This is a genomic window from Winogradskyella jejuensis, from assembly GCF_900129745.1.
GTDB lineage: Bacteria > Bacteroidota > Bacteroidia > Flavobacteriales > Flavobacteriaceae > Winogradskyella > Winogradskyella jejuensis.
Window position 1 is genome coordinate 843,976 of the sequence record NZ_FQWS01000002.1, and the last position, 21,163, is coordinate 865,138.

The window sequence follows — 21,163 nt, forward strand, 5'->3', positions numbered from 1 at the left end:
TAGCCAGATAAAATAAGGTAATAAACACCGTATAATTGACGTTTTAAAATTTACATGAAAACGAACAAACATCGCATATTAGTATTACTTCTAGTTGTATTTATCACATCTTTAACATCTATAACTTTTGCACAACCTAGCGCAGATAAGTTTGTTGTTGTATTAGATGCCGGTCATGGAGGTAAAGACCCTGGAAGACCAACAAAAAATGGTTACAAAGAAAAGACCATTGCTTTAGATATTGTTTTGAAGCTTGGAAAAGAGCTAGAGAAAAATCCTGATTTTAAAGTTATTTATACACGTAAAACAGATAAGTTCTTAGAGCTTTACGAGCGTGCAGCCATAGCCAATAAAGCTGATGCGGATTTGTTCATCTCAATACATTGTAACGCCCACCATACTCAAGCATACGGCACATAGACTTATGTTTTAGGAGCTAAAAACTCAGAACGAAATATGTCTATTGCCAAGGCAGAAAATGAAGTTATTTTTCTTGAAGAAGATTACGAAAAGAATTATGCGGGATTTAATCCTAGCTCACCTGAAACGACTATAGCTATAGGTATAGAACAAGAAATATATGTTGAGCAAAGTATCGTTTTAGCTCGAAAGATTGAAAATAACTTTGGCAATAAGCTCAAACGAAGAAGTCGTGGACTAAAACAATTGAGTCTTTGGGTACTGCACAACACATATATGCCAAGCGTACTTGTTGAAACGGGATTTATAACCAATAAAAAAGAAGGTGCGTATTTAAATTCTAAATCTGGGCAAATAAAAATTGCAGGTGCTATTAGGGATGCAATTTTAGATTATAAGAAAGAATTAGATAACAATGTTGGTGAGAACATTTTTGTTGATGATAACAATAGTAATTCCTCATCTGAAGAGAATAATACAACACCTAATGTTGTAAAAGATGTTACGTTTAAAGTACAAATTGCGGCGAGTTCTCGTAAGTTAGAGCCTAAGTCTTATAATTTTAAAGGTTTAACAGATATAAGTCGAGAAGCCCAAGGCAGTATTTATAAGTATTATTTTGGTTCAACTTCAGATTACAACGAAGCGCAATTACTCCAAGAGAAAGCTAAGGCTAAGGGTTATGGCTCCTGTTTTATTGTAGCTTATAAAAACGGAAAGAAAATCCCAGTTAAAGAAGCGCTTAAAAGGAGATAAATTAGAAAGCTTCTTAATTTTTTTATTCCTAATTTTGCTAATAATCAAACAAAGCACCATTGAAAATTTCTAGAGAGATTAAAACTGCCATACTCGTTATATCTGGAGTACTTCTTTTTATATATCTATTTAATTACCTCAAGGGCGAAGATTTGTTTTCTGATGAAGTAGATTTTTACACAGAATTCGACTATAATGCATTAACTATGTCTTCTCCTGTTACCATCAAAGGTAATGTGGTTGGTAAGGTTGAAAATATTTCTTACGATTTTAAATCAGGAATGACTCGAGTTGAATTTTCTGTAGACCCAAGATTATCGTTTTCAAAATCTTCAATAATTAGACTATACGAAACAGGGATTATGGGCGGTAATGCTCTTGCCGTCATAGATTCTTACGAAGGCGAAAAAGCTAAGAAAGGTGATTTTATTAAATCAGAAATTCAACCAGGTTTAATCAGTTCATTAAAAGATAATTTTACAGGTTTAAGTACAGATTTGGATAAAACTTTACGTTCTGCAGACACACTGATGGTGAGCCTTAATGGTTTAGTTACAGATGAATCTGACGCAGGATTAAAAGCAACAATCAAGGAATTGAATTCAACTTTAAAATCTTTTAAAAACCTATCCTATTCAATTCAGAATGTCGTAAAAGCTAATGATGAAAAAATAACTTCAACATTAGAGAGTTTTAAAACAGCAAGCGAAAACCTTTCAGTATTATCTGAGGATTTAAAGAAAGTAGAACTTTCTAAAACTATTGGTGATTTTGATAAAACTTTATTGAACATTAATTCGCTTTTAGAAAATTTTGAAAAAGGAGAAGGTTCTTTAGGAAAATTACTTAAAGACGATAAACTATACAACAACTTAGAAGCAGCTACAAAAGAAATGGAGTTATTATTGTTAGATATAAAGCTTCATCCTGCAAGATACAGACGCATATTGTCTAAAAAAGAAATTCCTTACCAAGCACCTACAGAAGAACAATTACAAAAGAATTAGATAACCATATATGAACTACTTACCAAATATCATTTTTGCTTTAATACTTATTGCTGGTATTGGATATTTTGCCAGAAACATAAAAAAGCTCATTCGTAATATAAAACTAGGTCGTGAGGTAGATGCTAGCGATAATAAGTCTCAACGTTGGAAAAACATGGCACGTATTGCTCTTGGCCAAAGTAAAATGGTTGTAAGACCTATAGCTGGATTTTTGCATATAATAGTTTACGTAGGTTTCATTATAATAAATATCGAAGTTTTAGAAATCATCATAGACGGATTGTTTGGTACGCACCGTATAGGGCTTAAAGTTCTTCCAGAATCAGTTTATGGCTTTTTAATCGGTAGTTTTGAGATATTGGCAGTGCTTGTCTTGATCGCAGTTGTTGTATTTTGGTTAAGACGAAATATCATCAATATTAAGCGTTTCAAAAGTTTAAAAGGTTGGCCTAAAAATGATGGTAACATCATCTTATATTTTGAAGTTGTACTCATGTGCTTATTCTTAGTTATGAATGCAACGGATACTTCATTTCAAAATATGGGAGCAGGAAATGTCATTTCACAATTTATTTCACCTTGGTTTAGCGATAATCCAGATACACTACATCTAATAGAACGCTCGGCTTGGTGGTTACACATTGTAGGGATTTTAGTTTTCCTCAACTATTTATATTTCTCTAAGCATTTGCACATTCTTTTAGCTTTCCCAAATACGTATTATGGTAAACTAACACCAAAAGGGCAGTTCAATAATCTTGAAGCAGTAACCAATGAGGTAAAACTAATGATGGACCCTAATGCAGACCCATTTGCAGCTCCAGCTGAAGATGATAATGCAGAAGAACCGGCAAAGTTTGGCGCTAGTGATGTTATGGACTTAAATCGTATTCAATTACTTAATGCGTATACCTGTACGGAATGCGGACGTTGTACAAGTGAATGTCCTGCAAACCAAACAGGAAAAAAATTATCGCCAAGAAAGATTATGATGGATACCCGCGACCGATTGGTGGAAGTTGGTAAAAATATCGATGCCAATGGTGGTGAGTTTAAAGATGATGGAAAACAACTTTTAGGCGATTATATCACTAATGAAGAACTTTGGGCATGTACCACTTGTAATGCTTGTGTAGAAGCTTGTCCGGTAAGTATAGACCCATTATCTATTATTATGGAAATGCGACGATACTTAGTAATGGAAGAGAGCGCAGCACCAATGGAATTAAACAACATGATGACCAATATTGAAAACAACGGCGCACCTTGGCCTTATAACCAACAAGACCGTTTAAATTGGGTTAACGAATAGTTTATGAAAAAGAATTTAAGACTTTTACTGATTTTATTAACGCTTGCATTTATCATACCATCTGCGGTTGCTCAAGATAGTAATTCAGAGCTTAAGGAAATGTCGGATAAAATGTTTCAGTACACTAACGACCGTAATTTCGATGCTTTGTTGGATATGACCTATCCTAAAATTTTTGAGCTTGTCCCAAAAGAGACAATGAAAACGGTTTTTATTTCTATGTTTCAAGGAACAGACGAGATGGCAATAGATTTGCCAAAGCAAACACCAGAGTATACTTTAACAGAGATTTATAAAAGCGAAAAGGATAGTACAGAATATGCTTTTTTAAGTTATGATATGTTTATGTCTATGATATTCAAACAGCAAGAGTTTGATGATGAAAGTAAAGACATGATGATAAAGATGATGAAGATTCAAGGTATGGACGCATCTTTTGAAAATAACAGTAAAGTAAATGTAAAGGCACCAAATCGTTTGGTTATTTTTATAAAAGACAATGAAACCAACGATACTTGGAAAATGCTAAACTATGACCCAAATTCACCAATTTTCGCAGATTTATTACCTGTAGAAGTTATTGAGAAGTCTATGGCATATTATCAAAAACTTCAGTTAGAATCTAAAAAAAAGAACTAAGCGATGAGCGAGCAATTACAAGTAAAAACAATGGCAGAATACATGGCAGAAGGCAAGCAACCAGAAGTTTTATTTTGGGTAGGTTCTGCTGGTAGTTATGACGATAGAGCAAAAAAAATCACCAAAGCCTTCGTAAAGCTTTTAAATAATGCAGGCGTAGAATTTGCCGTTTTAGGTGCCGAAGAAAGTAATACTGGAGACGTTGCCAAGCGCGCAGGAAATGAGTTTTTATTTCAGATGCAAGCTATGATGAATATCGAGGTTTTAAATGCTTATGAAATAAAGCGTATTGTAACCTGTGACCCACATTCGTTTAATTGCATTAAAAATGAATACCCAAGTTTGGGTGGTGTTTACGATGTTGTACATCATACGCAGTACATAAAACAATTAATAGATGCAGGGCGATTATCTGTCAAAGGTGATACTTATAAAGGAAAACGTATCACGTTCCATGACCCATGTTATTTGGGGCGTGCAAATAGTGAGTTTCACGCACCTCGAAGTGTATTGCGAAATACCAATGCTAATTTGGTAGAAATGAAAAAAAATAAGCGTTTTGCCTTATGCTGTGGTGCAGGTGGCGCACAAATGTTTAAAGAACCCGAAAAAGGAGATAAGGACGTTAACATTCTAAGAACAGAGCAGGCTTTAGAAACTACTCCAGATATTATTGCTACAGGTTGTCCATACTGTAATACCATGATGACAGACGGAATTAAAGCCAAAGAAAAAGAAGACACTGTTACTGTTCTTGATGTGGCGGAAGTTTTAGCAAATTCATTATAAAATGAATGCATCAGATAAACAGATGCTCAAAGTTGCCTTACGGAATGGCGTTATGTTTACGCTTGTACTTTTAGTTATCAGTTACTTTAAAAACGGAATGATTAATTACAAATGGATACCTATTTGGTTTTTATTTTTCGCAGCTACAGGCGCATTGCGTTATTATTACATGAATAAAAAATCTAAAGAATAAATAGATGTTAGTAGATTTTGATACACTTCCCGAAGAATCTAGAGTTTGGATTTACCAAGCCAATCGTTCATTTTCCGAGGTTGAAATTAAAGAGATAGAAGCGAAGCTTCAGGTTTTTATTAAAGCTTGGACAGCACATGGTCAAGATTTACAAGCGGGTTTCAAAATTGTATACAAACGTTTTATAGTTATTTCACTTAATCAAAATCTTAATGCCGCCACTGGTTGCTCTATTGATGCCTCTGTGCATTTTATTCAGCAATTAGAAAAAGACTATAATGTAGATTTAATGGACAAAATGAATGTGTCTTATAAACAAGGTGAGTTTATTGCCCACAAGTCACTTCTTGACTTTAAGAAAATGGCTAAGCAAAAGGCAGTATCTAAAAACACTATTGTTTTCAATAATTTAGTGACTAATATTGCGGAATTTAAAGAAAATTGGGAAGTCCCTGCAAGCGAAAGTTGGCACAGTCGTTTTCTATAGTTTATTGATTTCTCACTAATTTCAAATTATTTTTATCAATTTAGCATCTCCAATTATTTTACTAATTGGATGAGATTGAGCATATTTACATCTCGTAAATTTTAAATTCTCTTTTTTGAAAACGGATATCTTTCTACTCAATATTTCAGGTCAAGATAAGCCTGGTTTAACATCAGGACTGACAAGTGTTTTGGCAGAATATGGTGCAAAAATTTTGGATATTGGACAAGCTAACATTCATGATACACTATCATTAGGCATGATGTTTGAAATTGAATCTGGGGCAAAATCATCTGCAGTACAAAAAGATTTATTGTTCAAAGCTTATGAGTTGGGTATTACTACAAAATTTACACCGATATCTTTGGAAGACTATGAGAAATGGGTTAATCTCCAAGGGAAAGACCGCTATATCATTACAATTTTAGGTGAAAAATTAACGGCTGAGCAAATTTCTAAAGTGACTAGTGTTATTTCTGAGAAAGGATTGAATATAGATTCTATAAAAAGATTGACAGGTCGTTTGTCTTTAGTAAGAAATGAAGAATACCCTAGAGCGTCTATCCAATTATCAATACGAGGTAAGATTCAGTGCAAAACCGAATTAACTGAAAAATTTCTTGAACTTTCTAGTGATTTAGATGTAGATATTGCATTTCAAGAAGATAATATCTTTAGGAGAAATAGACGTTTAGTATGCTTTGATATGGATTCGACTTTAATCCAAACCGAAGTGATTGATGAGCTCGCTGAATTAGCTGGAGTTGGAGAAGAAGTAAAAGCCATTACTGAGTCTGCTATGCAGGGAGAGATTGATTTTAATGAAAGTTTTAAAAGACGAATGGCATTACTCAAAGGCTTATCAGAGGATGTTTTGAAAGACATAGCAGAACGTCTACCTATTACAAAAGGTGCAAGACGTTTGGTAGATACGCTTCATAGTTACGGTTTTAAAACCGCCATACTTTCTGGTGGTTTTACGTATTTCGGAAATTATCTTAAAGAAAAATTAGATATCGATTATGTCTATGCAAATCAACTTGAAATAAAAGACGGTGTTCTCACTGGTGGTTATGTTGGTGAGATTGTAGATGGAAATAAAAAAGCCGAATATTTAAGAGAATTGGCAGCTAAAGAAGGTATAGATATTGGTCAAACTATTGCGGTAGGTGATGGCGCAAATGATTTACCAATGCTCGATTTGGCTGGTTTAGGTATTGCTTTCCATGCCAAACCTAAAGTAAAAGATAATGCACAAAGCTCAATCTCTAGTATTGGTCTTGATGGTGTTTTGTATTTACTAGGGTACCACGATAGGCATATAGACTTATTAGATTAAAAAAGCCCTCTCGAATTTCGAGAAGGCTTTAACAATTAACCAATCAAAAAAAAATTATTTATCCACGTCTCCGTGATGTTGATTTCGTTGCTCTAGATTTTGAACTTCTGTTAGTGCTAGACCTAGTAACAGCCGCAGATGATTTTCTTTTACTTTGACTCACACTACGCTGCTGTCTTTGTGGGGCAGTTCTGTTAGATTTGCTGGCCGTAGACTTTCTAGCAGAAGATGTATTTTGTCTATTACTTCTTTTAGAAACCGTAGGTCTAGTTGTTCTTGAGCTACTAGAGACATTAGAATTTTTAGAGGATTTCTGACTCGCTTGCGGTCTAGTAGTTCTTGTAGTAGTTCTATTTACATTACGATCTCTATTAGAACGTGCTTGAGTAACTGTTCTAGAATTTCTTGATGTATTAGCACGTCTAGTATCATTTTGTCTAGTAGTTCTACTTGCATCAGTGTTTCTATTACGAGTTGTACTTCTCGTTGCTCTATCATTTCTGCTAGAATTAGTTCTAGAAGAAGCTACATTATTTCTTCTGCCTGAGTTATTAGAAGATAATCTCGTATTTCTACTTCGTGTTAAACGCTCATTACGTTCCTGTACACGTCTTCCTATATTGCGCTCTCTGCTATTTCTCGGCGTTTGAGCATATCTACGGTAGTAATCTCTATTATTTCTTCTTCCAAAGTCATTATAACCACGTCTACCGTTTATATTAACATAGCGTACATTATTTACATAAGGTCTATAAAACACATTACGGTAAGGTGTGTAAAACTGGCGGTAAGGTCTTGTATTTACAATACATAAGTTTACAGCAGGTACTGTGTAGAATCTATGCCATGGTCTATAGATATATCTTCTGTTATATACATTGATAAATCCTGTATAGTGCGAGAATACGTTTCCTCTATAGAAAATATTTAATCCACCAACTCTTGCGACACGACCAAATCCATTATAATCAATGAAGATATCTCCAATCTGATTAACACGACCATAAAAATCGTAAAAGATAGGCGTGTTTTCTACTTGTATAACTGCTCCAAACTCATCATACTGAACATATGGATTATAATTGTAACCTGTATTAAAACTAAAGCTGAAGTTTCTATTGCTTACACCAAAAGCTACATCTGGTCCAAAAGCTCTAGCATAAAAGTCAAATTGCCCATCTGGGAATACCGAAAACTCTATACCACCTTCAGTAAATATGAAAGAATTACCATAACCTCTAACAAATGTATTTACTGAAGCTTCTGCTTCACTTACTGTGTTGGTTGATGCATAAGATGTGCCTCCGATGAGGAACATACCTGCTAATAAAAATAGAATCCTTTTCATAATATTTGGGTTTTAAAATTAAACTCAATTATACAGTACCAAACAGCGTGCCAAAATTCTAAACTATAGGTTTTACAAGGGTTTCAATAAAAAAAGCCTGAAGTTTAATGCTCCAGGCTTATATTGTTTTTAGAAATTAATCGTCATCACGAAAACGTCTATTAAGCTTTTTATGCTTTTTTACTTTCCCGTTTTGGCGGTAATAGTAAAAATCATCGTCATCATCATAATCATTATCCCAATTATTCCAATCGTTTATTTGAAATATGTTGCAATCTCTATTGTTATGGTTTACAAATCCTCTAAAGCCAATTAAACGCCCTCTTCGGTTGTATTGCAATCTCAAGTTACCAACTTGTTGCAATCGGTTAAAACGATATCTCATGTAAACTGTTCCTACTCGTTTTATTCGGCCTTGTCTGTCATAGTTAATAAAAACATTACCTATACGTCTTACGCGTCCAAGATAATCGTGCGTAATACTTACGCCTCTTGCTCCACGATGTCTGTACGTAGTTCCTGGTGCGCCAAACGACCTGTTTACGTTTCCACGACGGTTACGATAGTAGTTTGGTCTTGTTGAGTTACCGAATACATCGGTATTAAAATCAAAGCTACCATCAGCAAAGATTAAGAACTCTACACCACGTTCTACGAACAAAATAGGTTGTACATAATTATAGCGTGATGTAATGTCTAAATCTCTTTCAATGTTTGCAGACACTTTTTCTGCTGCTGTTGCAGTTGTTAATCCTATTAACATTACTGCTAAAAGTAAAGTTACCTTTTTCATAATTTAAGAATTTAGATTGTGCCTACTCATATTTAGCTTTTCGGCTTACGCTATTTGACTAAAGAAAACCAATTAGCGTGCCAATATTTTAAGTATCTTATTATCAAATAATTATGCATTTGTTTTATGTCTTAATTAGTGTACTTGAATTCTTTTAAGGTAACATTATAAGTTTTTAATCTTCTTATTTGTAAATGGAGTCACAACTTAGTAGGAGATTTTTGTAATTTTAGCTTTACTAACTGTCAATCATGGAAATCAAAGAAATTAACTGCCAAAATTGTGAGCAACCTTTTGAAGAAGGATTTAAGTTTTGTCCAAACTGCGGACAAAAAACTAATGAAGAGCTTACAATTGGAGTGTTATTTTATAATACCATTAGTAATTATCTATCTTTTGATGCTAAGTTTCTACGAAGTTTCGCTCCTTTAATGTTTAGGCCTGGATATCTGGCAAGAGCCTTTGTAGAAGGTAAACGTTCTCAATACTTGCATCCAGGCAACATGTATTTGTTTGTTTCTGTAATTTTTTTCTTTTTGTTTTCTTTTTTGGTAAATGATTGGAGCAAAGATGCTAATGACCTAAACAAAAAAATTGCTGAAGCAGATGTGGTAGAAAACAGTGAAGCACAACGAAAACGGGACTCCATTAATAACCAAATAGTATTAAATGCTCTAAAGCAGAATCAAAATCTAATTGGGATGTCTGATGAGGAATTAGCTCGAACCGACTCCATAATGCGTTCTCAGAAATTAGGAGGCCTTAAAACTTCTTGGGGTTTTAATAAATCTAAAGTGGACTCTCTTGTTGCTATTGGCGCTTCAGAAGATGTAATCTTTAAAGAAATGGGAATGTCAGAAGATGCCGGCTACTTTGAGAGACAAATCTATAAAGGAAGTTTAGATATTGCCAAGGGTAGTGGTTTTGGTAACATCATAAAACGAATGTTCGATGCTGTACCAATAGCCATGTTTATTCTTTTGCCTTTGTTTGCATTGTTGTTAAAGCTATTTTATTTTAGGCGAGGGCGTTACTCCTACCATTTGGTATTTAGCTTTTACTTCTTTTCGTTTTTATTCATGGTATTTGCCATGTTATTAGGAGTTGATTTAGTATTTGAAGAATTCCCAGGCTGGATTAGCTGGCTTATTGTTTTATCAACCTTTTTCTATTTTTATATGGCATTATTGCATTTTTATAAAAGACACTGGTTTACCACATTACTTAAAAGCGGCGTTATTACTTTCATATTTTTGTTGACTATGATTCCAACGGCGTTTGGTGTCCTATTTGTTTTTGGTTTGGCAAATGCTTAGAGTGATTTGTAATAGTCAAATGCTTCTAGAATGATTTCATTTGGGACTTCACAATCTATTTTAGCCTTACCAATAGACTCGAGCAAAACAAATTTTATGATACCATGACTATTTTTTTTGTCATGCTTCATCAATTTCATGATATGACTATAGTCTTCGGTATTAAACGTAATCTTAGAGAATGTTTTTAATATACCTTTAGATATTTCGTCAAGGCTTTCAATTGATAAACCAGCAACTTTAGTAGAAATATAGCTTTCTAAAATCATTCCTATAGCGATTGCTTCACCATGAAGTAAAGTCGTTTTTTCATCATACTCTAAAAAATAGCTTTCTATAGCATGACCAAGTGTATGACCAAAATTCAAAGTTTTTCGAAAGCCTTTTTCAGTTGGGTCGTTGGTAACAATGTCGTTCTTTATGATAACAGAATCGTAAATCAATTGGTCTAAATCCGAAATATCTAAATCTTCTAAATGCGTGAGCGTATACCAATAATTTTTGTCTGTAATTAGTCCATGTTTTAGCATTTCAGCAAAACCAGAAACCATTTGACTCTGTGGCAAAGTTGCTAAAAATGAAACATCTATAAGTACCATTGCTCCTTCACTAATCACACCAACTTGATTTTTTAAAACACCTAAATCTACACCAGTCTTTCCACCTACAGAAGCGTCTACCATAGCTAATAGGGACGTTGGAACATTTATATATGTAATACCGCGCATGTATGTGCTTGCCACAAAACCTCCTAAATCTGTAACTACACCACCTCCGAGGTTTATCAGAAGACTTTTACGATCAGCACCGTATTGCGACATCGCTTCCCATACACCCATACAAATATCTATAGTTTTGTGGTCTTCACCTTCTGGCATTTCCATAACTTCAGTTTGGATATATCCAGGTTCTAAATTTGCCATGAATTGAGGTAGACACAAATCATGAGTATTGGTGTCAACTAGGATAAAAATTTTTGAAGGTTTTTCTGCCTTTATGTATGAATTTAATTCAGAATAAACATTTGAATTAAAGTGAACTATGGCATTTTTGGTGTTAATGGATTGCATTAAAACTAATAAGTTAGAATTACGTTGTGAAAATAGTCTGTTTTTTCAGAAAAATAAGACATCTTATATTTATTTTTGTTTTAAAATGCTAAAAAATGACCGACAAATCGCTTTTCAATAATACAAAAACAGCTTTTACTTTAAAGTCAGATTCTGAGTTAGAACGCGCATATTTTCTTTTTAAGATGATATCCAAGGAGCCTTTAGTTAGAATTGGTACGGCAGTCACTAAATTTGCATTAAACGCTAGTTTACCAGTTGAAGGTTTAATTAGATCTACTGTTTTTGACCATTTCTGTGGTGGTGTTAATGAGGAAGATTGTTTACCAGCAATTGAAAAAATGTATACCAAAGGCGTAAGTTCTGTTTTGGATTATTCGGTTGAGGGTAAAGCTTCAGAAGACCAATTTGATGATGCATTACAAAAGATTTTAAAAATTGTGAAGTTCTGCGATGAGCGTGAAGCTATGCCAATTGTTGTTTTCAAGCCTACAGCATTTGGTCGTTTTTATTTATATGAAAAGAAATCAGACGGCCTAAGTTTTTCTCCTGAAGAACAAGAAGAGTGGTCTCGTGTGGTAAACCGATTTCATGAGGTCTGTAAATTGGCCAAAGAAAAAGATGTAGAGGTATTAATTGATGGCGAAGAGAGCTGGATGCAGACGGCTGCTGATGATTTAGTTGAAGATATGATGAAAATCTATAATACCGAAAAAGCCATAGTATATAATACACTGCAATTATATCGTTGGGACAGATTAGATTATTTAAAAGAACTTTATTCTCGAGCTAAAGCAGAAAATTTTAAAATAGGTATGAAGATTGTTCGTGGTGCCTATATGGAAAAGGAGCGAGATAGAGCAGAAGAGCTTGGGTATAAATCACCAATTTGTGAAACCAAGGCCATCACAGACGACAACTTTAATAATGGCTTAAAATATATATTAGAAAATAATAAGGACATCTCCGTATTTATTGGTACTCATAATGAAGATAGTTGTTATCTCGCCATGGATTTAATGAATAAATTAAATATTTCTAAATCCGACAATAATGTATGGTTTGGCCAGTTGTACGGAATGAGTGACCATATTAGTTTTAACCTAGCGGAGCAAGGTTATAATGTTGCTAAGTATTTACCATTTGGCCCGGTTAAAGACGTGATGCCTTACCTCATTAGACGCGCAGAAGAAAATACTTCTGTAGCTGGGCAAACCAATAGAGAATTAGAGTTAATTAAAACCGAAAGAAAACGTAGAAAAGTTTAATTTTTGATTTTGAAATCTAGAATCGTAGCCACCAAACTACAATTCTTAACGCGTAAAATGACATCACGTTCTTTATAAGTGTTTTCAACTTGATAGGTTTTACACGGCACTGATTTTGTATCGCTTTCAGAGAAATTAACATTACCATACTTCACTAGCTGTCTTACGCTAGCTGTGTCTATTTCATATGATGAAATTACATTAATGACTTCATCAGAATACTGAAACTTCTTTAGTATAATATTTTTTACAGTACGCGCATTAGGTCCATAGTCACAAGAGGCTTCCTTTCCGTTTAAGAAAAATAAAAGAATAATAATTCCTATTGAAAATCCACCAAGATAGTATCCAAGACGTTGTATAAATTTCATAAATGTAAATAAGATAAGACTGTTAAACTGAGCGCCAACCTTGACGCTAGACAGGCAGTCGAAGTACTAAAAAATCAACAAATTAGCGTCACTAAAATCTAAGCCAAACCAATCTGCAACAGATTTGTTAGTTAGTATTCCGTGGTAAAAATACAATCCATTTCTTAAACCTTTATCAAATCTCAAGGTATTTTCTATACCACCATTTTCTCCGATTTGGAGTAGGTAAGGCGTAAAAATATTACTTATTGATACCGAGGCAGTTCTAGAATATCTTGCTGGGATATTTGGTACACAATAGTGTATTACGCCATTGTAATCAAAGGTCGGGTGGTCGTGAGTGGTAACTTCACTGGTTTCAAAACAACCGCCCATATCTATACTAACGTCAATAATCACAGCTCCAGGTTTCATATGTTCTACCATAGTTTTGGTCACAACAATAGGAGATCGGTTATTTCCTCTCACAGCTCCAATAGCAACATCACAACGTTTTAAGGCTTTTAAAACATTTTTTGGTTGCATCGTTGATGTATAAATAGGTTGTTTCAAATTAGATTGTAAACAACGAAGCTTTGTAATAGAATTATCAAAAACTTTAATATTTGCTCCCAAACCAGTTGCAGAGCGTGCGGCAAATTCACCAACCGTACCAGCGCCAAGAATAACAATTTCTGTAGGTGGAACACCACTGATATTGCCAAACATCAAGCCATTACCACCATTAACATTAGATAACAGCTCGGACGCGATTAACACGGAAGCTGTACCTGCAATTTCACTTAAAGACCTGACTGCAGGATATGCACCATCATCATCTTTAATAAATTCAAATGCAAAAGCTGTGATACGTTTTTCCGCAAGCGCTTTAAAATAGTTTTTAGATTGTGTTTTTAATTGTAAAGCAGATATAATTATGGTTTGCGGGTTGATTAACTTGATTTGATCAATAGAAGGCGGTTCTACTTTGAGTAGAATAGGACAGGAGAATACTTTAGCGGTATCTTTTGTAACTTCAGCACCAGCATCACTGTAATTTTTGTCTTTAAAATTTGCGCCATTTCCTGCGCCAGACTCTACCATTACACGATGGCCATTAGCCGTTAACGCAGAGACTGCATCAGGCGTAAGGCATACACGTTTTTCTTGAAAGTGTGTTTCTTTAGGAATTCCTATAAAAAGTTCCCCTTTCTGCTTAAAAATTTCTAAAGTTTCTTCTTGCGGAAGTAATTGTGCTTTTGTGAATGGCGAAAGCGATTTACTCATTGAGTGATTAATTGATTTGATAACTCAAATTACGAATAAAAATAAAATATATAGGATTTATTACTAAAAATACTGCTTAATCTTGCCCCATAATGTTTTTGGCTTTAGCATAAACTCAGCCTCGAGCTCTTCCATGGTTTTATCAGCCGTATTAAGTTTATTAAACATTTGAGCTCTTAATAGATATATAGATGGTATTATTAAGGCCATTACCGGTATTAAATATATTAACTCAAATCTATCTATAAATTCAAGATTACTATTAAAGATTCCTATGGTTTGATAAACATACATCGCGATAGGCACTATTAAAACGTGATACCACCAATGGCGACACGTAAAGAACCAAATTAAAATAAATAATAATGGGATTAATTTATTTGTGAAAATCCACATAGCAAAGTTTGCACTTTCCCATTCATGGCTATCATAGGTAAACCATTGATTTGTCCAAACTTGGGTGTCTGGCACATTTTCATACAAATAAAATAGGTACGGAGATGCACCAATGAAGGTTGCAATCAACGTACCTATAATTATAGACTTTTTGCTGGGTTTATCCGTTCCCACCAATATTTCGCTTTTTCTTTTTAAGCTCTGTTTTAGTTTGTCCATCTAAATCAATGATGTTAGTTGCTTCAGCTGTGAACAACATACCACCGAAAATAGCAATAGCTAAGATTAGTTTTTTACTTTTCATAATTCAAGGGATTTAATTAATTAATTAGTTACAAATTTAAGGTCGCTTTACCTTGTTTACGAAACCAAAGTGTGTTAAAATCCAATGAATTTTAGTATTTCAATTACGGAAAAACCGTAATACTAAAACTAATTTGGTAGTAGTCTATGTTATATATTAGCTGTTATATTGCATGTTTTCGGTTAAATTATTAGTTTCTATGGTTAATTTGAGGGTTCTTTCAGTTGGGTTAAGTATACTAATGTCTATTAAGCATATATCATCAAGAATTAATTCTTCTACTCGTTCAGCCCATTCTATAAATAACCAATGGTTAGAGGAAAAATAATCTTCAATTCCAAAATTATAAGCTTCTTCGATAGATTCTATTCTGTAAAAATCGAAGTGGTAAACTTTATCATTAGGTATTAAATATTCATTTACTATTGAAAAAGTGGGGCTATTTACGGCATCCTCACTTCCCATCGCCTTTACTAATGCTTTTATTAGTGTGGTTTTACCAGCACCCATTTCGCCATTGAAGACTACCATTTTTGAGTTTAACTTTGGAAGCAAATCCAAAGCAACAGATTCTATTTGGTCTAAATGATATGTATAAGACTTAGTTATCAAGCTTAAAAATTTAGCAAGACAATATTACTTATAATTTGTTAGAAAACCTAAGAAAATATGTATTTCGTCGGATTTTTTTGCTTTACGTAGATTTACTTAGGGTCTAAAACTACGAACGGAATTATCATTTCTTCCAATGAAACACCACCATGTTGGTAGGTGTTTCTGTAGTAACTTACATAATGATTAAAGTTGTTTGGGTAAGCTAAAAACAAGTCGTTTTTAGCAAATATAAAGGAGCTACTCATCGTTATTGATGGCAAATGAATTGATTTTGGGTCTTTTATTGCCAAAACGTCTTTGTCGTTATACGTTAAGCTTCGACCAGTTTTATACCTAAGGTTAAGACTCGTATCTCTATCACCAATAACTTTTGTTGGAGCTTTTACGTTTATAGTACCGTGGTCTGTAGTTAATATGAGTTTAAACCCTAACTGTTGTGATAATTGTATCATTTCTAATAATGGCGAATTTTTAAACCAACTTTGGGTCAAAGAACGGTATGCCTTATCATTTGATGCTAATTCTTTTACGACTTCCATTTCAGTTTTAGAGTGAGAAAGCATATCTACAAAGTTGTAAACAACTACATTTAAGTCATTATCTTTTAAACTCTTAAAATTCTCAACAAGCTTCTTTCCGGATTTTAAACTTGTTATTTTATGATATTCGTAGCTAACATGAGTTAAGCCTAAACGCTTTAGTTGTTCTCTTAAAAAATCTTCTTCGTGTAAGTTTTTGCCTCCTTCGTCTGTGTCGTTTTTCCAATATTGTGGATATAATTTTTCCATATCGCTAGGCATTAACCCAGAAAATATAGCATTACGCGCATATTGCGTCGCAGTAGGTAGAATACTGTAAAAAGAAGTTTCAGATACTTTTTTATAATAATTATTCACAATAGGCTCAAAAGCACGCCATTGGTCATATCTTAAATTATCAATCACTACGAGAAGCGTAGGTTGCTTATCTGAAAGCTCAGGAACTACTTTTTCTTTGAAGAGATTGTGAGACATTAACGGTGCATCAGCATTTGGTAGAAACCAATCTGTATAGTTCTTTTCGATAAATTTACCAAACTGAGAATTGGCTTCGTTTTTTTGAGATTCTAAAATATCTGTCATGCCAACATCTTCAATATCTTCGAGTTCTAATTCCCAGTAAATTAATTTCTGGTACAAATCCGCCCATTCTTCAAAAGTGTTAACCATAGATAAGTCCATGGCTATTTTTCTGAACTCTTGTTGGTAATTTGAAGTTGTTTTTTCAGATATGAGACGTGAGTGGTCTAAATTCTTCTTTAAACTCAATAAAATCTGATTAGGATTTACAGGTTTAATTAAGTAATCGGCAATTTTACTTCCAATGGCCTCTTCCATAATATATTCTTCCTCACTTTTGGTAATCATAACTACCGGAAGATTCGGTCGACGCTCTTTGAGTTCAGATAGAGTTTCAAGCCCCGTTAATCCAGGCATATTTTCATCTAAGAACACAATATCAAAGTTGGTGTCTCCAATAGTTTCTAGAGCTTCAGTACCACTTTGACAGGTCGTGACGTTGTATTCCTTTTTTTCTAAGAATAGAATATGAGGCTTTAAAAGGTCAATTTCGTCGTCAACCCAAAGGATATTTATAGTGTTCATGTATATTTGTTTTCTGATTAATAAAATTTAGACGTTTGCCAAATAACAAACTTAAAATATTTAACGACCCAATTTACGGTTTTATTACAATCCCTAATACGCTTATTTTTGATTTAATAGAGCATAAATATTTCCAACGATTGCGACGTATTAGCCAGATGGGAATGTCTTATTTGGTATATCCTGGAGCACATCACACAAGATTCCATCATGCACTAGGAAGTATGCATTTAATGCAAAAAGCGGTGAATGTACTTCGTTTTAAGGGTGTTACAATCTCTGAAGATGAAGAAACAGCGCTTTATGTAGCTATTTTATTGCATGATATTGGCCATGGACCTTTCTCTCATGCTATGGAACATAGTATTGTTAATGGCATATCTCATGAGGAGATTTCACTCTATTTTATGGAAAAGTTAAATGTAGAATTTAACGGAAGTTTAACCTTAGCCATTCAAATATTCAAAGGGGAATATCAAAGACGCTTTATGTGCCAGTTAATTTCAAGTCAGTTAGATATGGATCGTGCCGATTATTTAAAACGTGATAGTTTTTATACTGGTGTTGCTGAAGGTAATATTAATAGTGAACGTCTAATAACAATGCTTACTGTTGTTGATGACGAATTGCTAATTGAAGAAAAAGGAATTTATAGTGTCGAAAAATTCCTTATTGCGAGACGTTTTATGTATTGGCAAGTGTATTTGCACAAAACAGGTCTTGTTGCAGAGCAGATGCTTACACGTGTATTAAGACGCGCAAAAGAATTAGTGGAAAATGGAGTGCAACTAGGTGCTAGCGAGCCTCTCAAATATTTTTTGAGTCATACTATTAATCTTTCGAATTTTAATGATGAAAGCCTTGAGATATTTTCACGTTTAGACGATTACGATATTGTTTCAGCTATGAAGGCTTGGCAATACCATGAGGACTTTGTATTGAGAAACTTGTGCGATATTATTATTAATCGTGATTTGCTTCGTATAAAGTTGAAAAATAACCCCGTAAAACAATCAAATTTAAAAGCACATAAAGAAGCACTAATGGCTGAGTATTCTATCACAAAGTCTGAAGCTAGCTATTTTGTGTTTAACGGAGAAATTACTAATCAGGCTTATAAAAAATCAAAAGAACAGATTAAGATTTTGTTGAAAACAGGAAAAGTAAAAGATATTATTAAGGCTTCAGACCAATTAAACCTTAAGGCCTTGAGCAAACCAGTAACTAAATATTATATCTGTTACCCTAAAAACAAAATGTAAGACATTTTTTCTATTTTTGCCAGACCAACCATTAGCTTAAACAAAACAGTTGAAATTTACAGCAGAACAGATTGCCGGCATTTTAGAAGGAACCGTTATTGGTGACCCAAATATCGAGGTATCTCAATTAGCCAAGATTGAAGAAGGTACAGAAGGTACACTGACATTCTTAGCAAATCCAAAATATAAGTCATATATATATTCTACTAAGGCGTCTATAACTATAGTTAATTCAGATTTTGAAACTGAAGAAGCTTTAGATACTACACTCATAAAAGTAGATGATGCTTATAAAGCATTCACAAAGCTTTTGGAATACTACAATCAGATAAAACTTAATAAATCAGGAATTGAAAATCCTTCATTTATATCAGATTCTGCATCAATTGGAGATAATAATTATATAGGTGCTTTTTCTTATATAGGCGATAATGTAAAATTAGGTGATAATGTTAAGGTATTTCCTAATTCTTATATCGGTGATAATGTTACTATCGGAGACAACAGTATTGTTTTTTCTGGCGGAAAAATATATTCAGAATGTATTATAGGTAACAATTGTGTCATTAATTCTGGTGCAATTATTGGTGCTGACGGTTTTGGTTTTGCTCCAGATGAAAAGGGAGAGTATTCTAAAGTTCCACAAATTGGTAATGTGATTTTAGAAGACAATGTAGATATTGGTGCAGGGACAACCATAGATAGAGCAACATTAGGCTCAACCATTATCAGAAAAGGCGTGAAGCTCGATAACCAAATACAAATAGCTCATAACGTTGAGATTGGTAAAAACACTGTTATTGCCGCACAAACTGGTATAGCAGGTTCTACAAAGATTGGCGAGAATTGTCAAATTGGTGGTCAAGTTGGTATTGTTGGGCACATTACTATTGGTAACAATGTAAAAATACAAGCACAATCAGGTATTGGTAGAAGTATTAAAGACAACGAAGTATTACAGGGCTCACCTGCATTAGGTTACGGTGACTACAACAAATCTTACGTTCACTTTAAGAACTTGCCAAAGATTGTAAAAAATATAAACGATTTAGAAAAGAAAATAGATGGCAATAGTTAAAACCGATATAAAGCAAAAGACTATTGAAAATGAAGTCAGCTTAGAAGGTGTTGGGCTTCATACAGGTGACAACGTTACTTTAGTTTTTAAATCTGGAGCACCAAATTCAGGGTTTGTATTTGAGCGTGTTGATTTAGAAGGACGTCCAAAGATTGAGGCTGATGCTAACTATGTGACTAATACACAAAGAGGAACCTGTCTAGAAAAGAATGGTGTTACTATTCAAACTTGTGAACATGTATTAGCAGCTCTAGTTGGTTTAGATATAGACAATGCAGTGATAGAACTAAATGCTTCTGAGCCACCTATAATGGATGGCTCTTCAAAGTTTTTTATAGAAGCACTAGAAAAAGCTGGTATTGTAGAACAAGATGCTAACCGAGAAGAGTATGTGGTGACCGAAGTCGTTTCATACACTGATGAGGAATCAGGAAGTGAAATTATATTAATGCCTTCCAACAGCTACCAAGTCACTACGATGGTAGACTTTGGTACAAAGGTTTTAGGCACACAGAATGCAACGCTAAATAAAATTTCAGATTTTAAAACTGAGATTGCTGATTCAAGAACATTTAGTTTCTTACATGAAATTGAGATGCTGTTGGAGCATGGTTTAATTAAAGGCGGGGACTTAAACAATGCTATAGTTTACGTGGATAAAGAATTATCACCAGAGACTATGGATAAATTGCGAGTAGCCTTTAAGAAAGATGAAATCGCGGTTAAACCTAACGGTATTTTAGATAATCTTACCCTTCATCATCCTAATGAAGCAGCTAGGCATAAGCTATTAGACGTTATAGGAGATTTAGCTTTAATTGGCACTCGAATAAGAGGTAAAGTCATTGCAAACAAACCAGGACACTTTGTAAACACACAGTTTGCGAAGAAGATGTCTAAGATTATAAAAAACGAAAGACGCAATAATGTACCAACAATAGATTTGAATTCACCACCTTTAATGGATGTGAATCAAATCATGGACATGTTACCACACAGACAGCCATTCTTATTAATAGACAAGATTTTTGAGTTGACTGAAAGTAGCGTTATAGGAATGAAAAATGTTACGATGAATGAAGAATTCTTTAGAGGACATTTTCCTGGAGCACCAGTTATGCCAGGAGTTTTAATTGTTGAAGCAATGGCGCAAACAGGTGGAATTTTAGTCTTAAATACGGTTCCTGACCCAGAAAATTACCTCACCTTCTTTATGAAGATTGATAAAGTAAAATTTAAACAAAAGGTAGTCCCTGGCGACACATTAATATTTAAGTGCGATTTAATTACACCAATTCGAAGAGGAATTTGTCACATGCAGGGTTATGCCTATGCTAATGGTAAATTATGTGCAGAAGCGGAATTAATGGCACAAATTTCAAAAGTAAAATAATATATGAACCGAGCCACTTTAGAATTTTTTAGTGTATCTGGTAAGTTGATAGGCGGATACATTTTCTCCTATTTATTAAAAATAAAATTACGAAA

The 21,163-nt window shown here is 33.9% G+C and carries 23 protein-coding genes; 14 read left to right on the forward strand and 9 right to left on the reverse strand.

Annotation, left to right across the window (positions count from 1 at the left end):
* Nucleotides 1-54: 54 nt before the first annotated feature.
* The 9 genes from BUB95_RS14430 to serB all read left to right on the forward strand — a co-directional run bounded on the left by BUB95_RS14430 (nt 55) and on the right by serB (nt 6,945).
* Complete coding sequence (locus tag BUB95_RS14430; protein ID WP_317048463.1) at nt 55-420, forward strand: N-acetylmuramoyl-L-alanine amidase family protein; 366 nt, start codon at nt 55-57, stop codon at nt 418-420.
* A 36-nt stretch (nt 421-456) separates the two neighbouring features.
* A complete protein-coding gene (locus BUB95_RS14435; RefSeq protein WP_317048464.1) occupies nt 457-1,176 on the forward strand; it encodes an N-acetylmuramoyl-L-alanine amidase family protein in 720 nt (239 codons plus the stop codon).
* A 59-nt stretch (nt 1,177-1,235) separates the two neighbouring features.
* A complete protein-coding gene (locus BUB95_RS11675) occupies nt 1,236-2,183 on the forward strand; it encodes an MlaD family protein (RefSeq protein ID WP_073086661.1) in 948 nt (315 codons plus the stop codon).
* A gap of 10 nt (nt 2,184-2,193) precedes the next feature.
* Nucleotides 2,194-3,498, forward strand: coding sequence for a 4Fe-4S dicluster domain-containing protein (locus tag BUB95_RS11680; protein ID WP_073086662.1), 1,305 nt, complete (start codon nt 2,194-2,196; stop codon nt 3,496-3,498).
* A 3-nt stretch (nt 3,499-3,501) separates the two neighbouring features.
* Entirely contained in the window at nt 3,502-4,137 is a 636-nt protein-coding gene (locus BUB95_RS11685) for a hypothetical protein (protein WP_073086663.1), read from the forward strand.
* Between the two features lie 3 nt (nt 4,138-4,140).
* Nucleotides 4,141-4,926: a (Fe-S)-binding protein gene (locus tag BUB95_RS11690; RefSeq protein ID WP_073086664.1), complete on the forward strand. Its 786-nt coding sequence runs from the start codon at nt 4,141-4,143 to the stop codon at nt 4,924-4,926.
* 1 nt (nt 4,927) lies between these two features.
* Nucleotides 4,928-5,119 carry a hypothetical protein gene (locus BUB95_RS11695; RefSeq protein ID WP_073086667.1) on the forward strand — a complete coding sequence of 64 codons (192 nt, stop codon included), beginning with the start codon at nt 4,928-4,930 and terminating at the stop codon, nt 5,117-5,119.
* Between the two features lie 4 nt (nt 5,120-5,123).
* On the forward strand, nt 5,124-5,606 hold the full coding sequence (locus BUB95_RS11700; protein WP_073086669.1) for an ABC transporter ATPase: 483 nt from the start codon (nt 5,124-5,126) through the stop codon (nt 5,604-5,606).
* Between the two features lie 115 nt (nt 5,607-5,721).
* On the forward strand, nt 5,722-6,945 hold the full coding sequence (serB, locus tag BUB95_RS11705) for a phosphoserine phosphatase SerB (protein WP_073086671.1): 1,224 nt from the start codon (nt 5,722-5,724) through the stop codon (nt 6,943-6,945).
* A gap of 58 nt (nt 6,946-7,003) precedes the next feature.
* Here the strand turns inward: serB and BUB95_RS11710 are convergent, their stop codons facing one another.
* Together BUB95_RS11710 and BUB95_RS11715 are read right to left on the reverse strand one after the other, a co-directional pair.
* Nucleotides 7,004-8,293, reverse strand: coding sequence for a hypothetical protein (locus BUB95_RS11710; protein ID WP_073086673.1), 1,290 nt, complete (start codon nt 8,291-8,293; stop codon nt 7,004-7,006).
* Nucleotides 8,294-8,429: 136 nt separating this feature from the next.
* Nucleotides 8,430-9,086: a hypothetical protein gene (locus tag BUB95_RS11715; protein ID WP_073086675.1), complete on the reverse strand. Its 657-nt coding sequence runs from the start codon at nt 9,084-9,086 to the stop codon at nt 8,430-8,432.
* 251 nt (nt 9,087-9,337) lie between these two features.
* On the opposite strand from BUB95_RS11715, the gene BUB95_RS11720 reads away from it, so the two are divergent.
* On the forward strand, nt 9,338-10,402 hold the full coding sequence (locus BUB95_RS11720; protein ID WP_073086677.1) for a DUF3667 domain-containing protein: 1,065 nt from the start codon (nt 9,338-9,340) through the stop codon (nt 10,400-10,402).
* On the opposite strand, the gene aroB is transcribed toward BUB95_RS11720, so the two are convergent.
* On the reverse strand, nt 10,399-11,472 hold the full coding sequence (aroB, locus tag BUB95_RS11725) for a 3-dehydroquinate synthase (RefSeq protein WP_073086679.1): 1,074 nt from the start codon (nt 11,470-11,472) through the stop codon (nt 10,399-10,401). The genes BUB95_RS11720 and aroB overlap by 4 nt on opposite strands.
* 95 nt (nt 11,473-11,567) lie before the next feature.
* On the opposite strand from aroB, the gene BUB95_RS11730 reads away from it, so the two are divergent.
* Nucleotides 11,568-12,740, forward strand: coding sequence for a proline dehydrogenase family protein (locus BUB95_RS11730; RefSeq protein ID WP_073086681.1), 1,173 nt, complete (start codon nt 11,568-11,570; stop codon nt 12,738-12,740).
* On the opposite strand, the gene BUB95_RS11735 is transcribed toward BUB95_RS11730, so the two are convergent.
* The 6 genes from BUB95_RS11735 to porX form a co-directional block, all read right to left on the reverse strand.
* Nucleotides 12,737-13,111: a hypothetical protein gene (locus BUB95_RS11735; protein WP_073086683.1), complete on the reverse strand. Its 375-nt coding sequence runs from the start codon at nt 13,109-13,111 to the stop codon at nt 12,737-12,739. The two genes, BUB95_RS11730 and BUB95_RS11735, sit on opposite strands and share 4 nt — an antisense overlap.
* 66 nt (nt 13,112-13,177) lie before the next feature.
* Nucleotides 13,178-14,377, reverse strand: coding sequence for an alanine dehydrogenase (locus BUB95_RS11740; protein ID WP_073086685.1), 1,200 nt, complete (start codon nt 14,375-14,377; stop codon nt 13,178-13,180).
* Nucleotides 14,378-14,440: 63 nt separating this feature from the next.
* Nucleotides 14,441-14,947, reverse strand: a complete 507-nt coding sequence (locus BUB95_RS11745) for a hypothetical protein (protein ID WP_234969267.1) — start codon at nt 14,945-14,947, stop codon at nt 14,441-14,443.
* Nucleotides 14,934-15,077, reverse strand: coding sequence for a hypothetical protein (locus BUB95_RS14340; protein ID WP_200777207.1), 144 nt, complete (start codon nt 15,075-15,077; stop codon nt 14,934-14,936). Before BUB95_RS14340 ends, BUB95_RS11745 begins: the two co-directional genes overlap by 14 nt.
* Nucleotides 15,078-15,233: 156 nt before the next feature.
* Nucleotides 15,234-15,689 (reverse strand): tRNA (adenosine(37)-N6)-threonylcarbamoyltransferase complex ATPase subunit type 1 TsaE, encoded by a 456-nt coding sequence (tsaE, locus tag BUB95_RS11750; RefSeq protein ID WP_234969268.1) that lies wholly within the window; start codon nt 15,687-15,689, stop codon nt 15,234-15,236.
* A 92-nt stretch (nt 15,690-15,781) separates the two neighbouring features.
* Nucleotides 15,782-17,335 carry a T9SS response regulator signal transducer PorX gene (gene porX / locus BUB95_RS11755; RefSeq protein WP_073086687.1) on the reverse strand — a complete coding sequence of 518 codons (1,554 nt, stop codon included), beginning with the start codon at nt 17,333-17,335 and terminating at the stop codon, nt 15,782-15,784.
* Between the two features lie 35 nt (nt 17,336-17,370).
* On the opposite strand from porX, the gene BUB95_RS11760 reads away from it, so the two are divergent.
* Genes BUB95_RS11760 through BUB95_RS11770 form a run of 3 tightly spaced genes read left to right on the forward strand, consistent with a single transcriptional unit; the run spans nt 17,371 to nt 21,068 of the window.
* Nucleotides 17,371-18,597 carry an HD domain-containing protein gene (locus BUB95_RS11760; protein ID WP_073086689.1) on the forward strand — a complete coding sequence of 409 codons (1,227 nt, stop codon included), beginning with the start codon at nt 17,371-17,373 and terminating at the stop codon, nt 18,595-18,597.
* A 49-nt stretch (nt 18,598-18,646) separates the two neighbouring features.
* Nucleotides 18,647-19,675, forward strand: coding sequence for a UDP-3-O-(3-hydroxymyristoyl)glucosamine N-acyltransferase (gene lpxD, locus BUB95_RS11765; protein ID WP_073086692.1), 1,029 nt, complete (start codon nt 18,647-18,649; stop codon nt 19,673-19,675).
* The gene (locus tag BUB95_RS11770; protein WP_073086694.1) at nt 19,662-21,068 is read left to right on the forward strand and encodes a bifunctional UDP-3-O-[3-hydroxymyristoyl] N-acetylglucosamine deacetylase/3-hydroxyacyl-ACP dehydratase; all 1,407 of its coding nucleotides are present in this window, start codon (nt 19,662-19,664) and stop codon (nt 21,066-21,068) included. Before lpxD ends, BUB95_RS11770 begins: the two co-directional genes overlap by 14 nt.
* Nucleotides 21,069-21,163 lie beyond the last annotated feature (95 nt).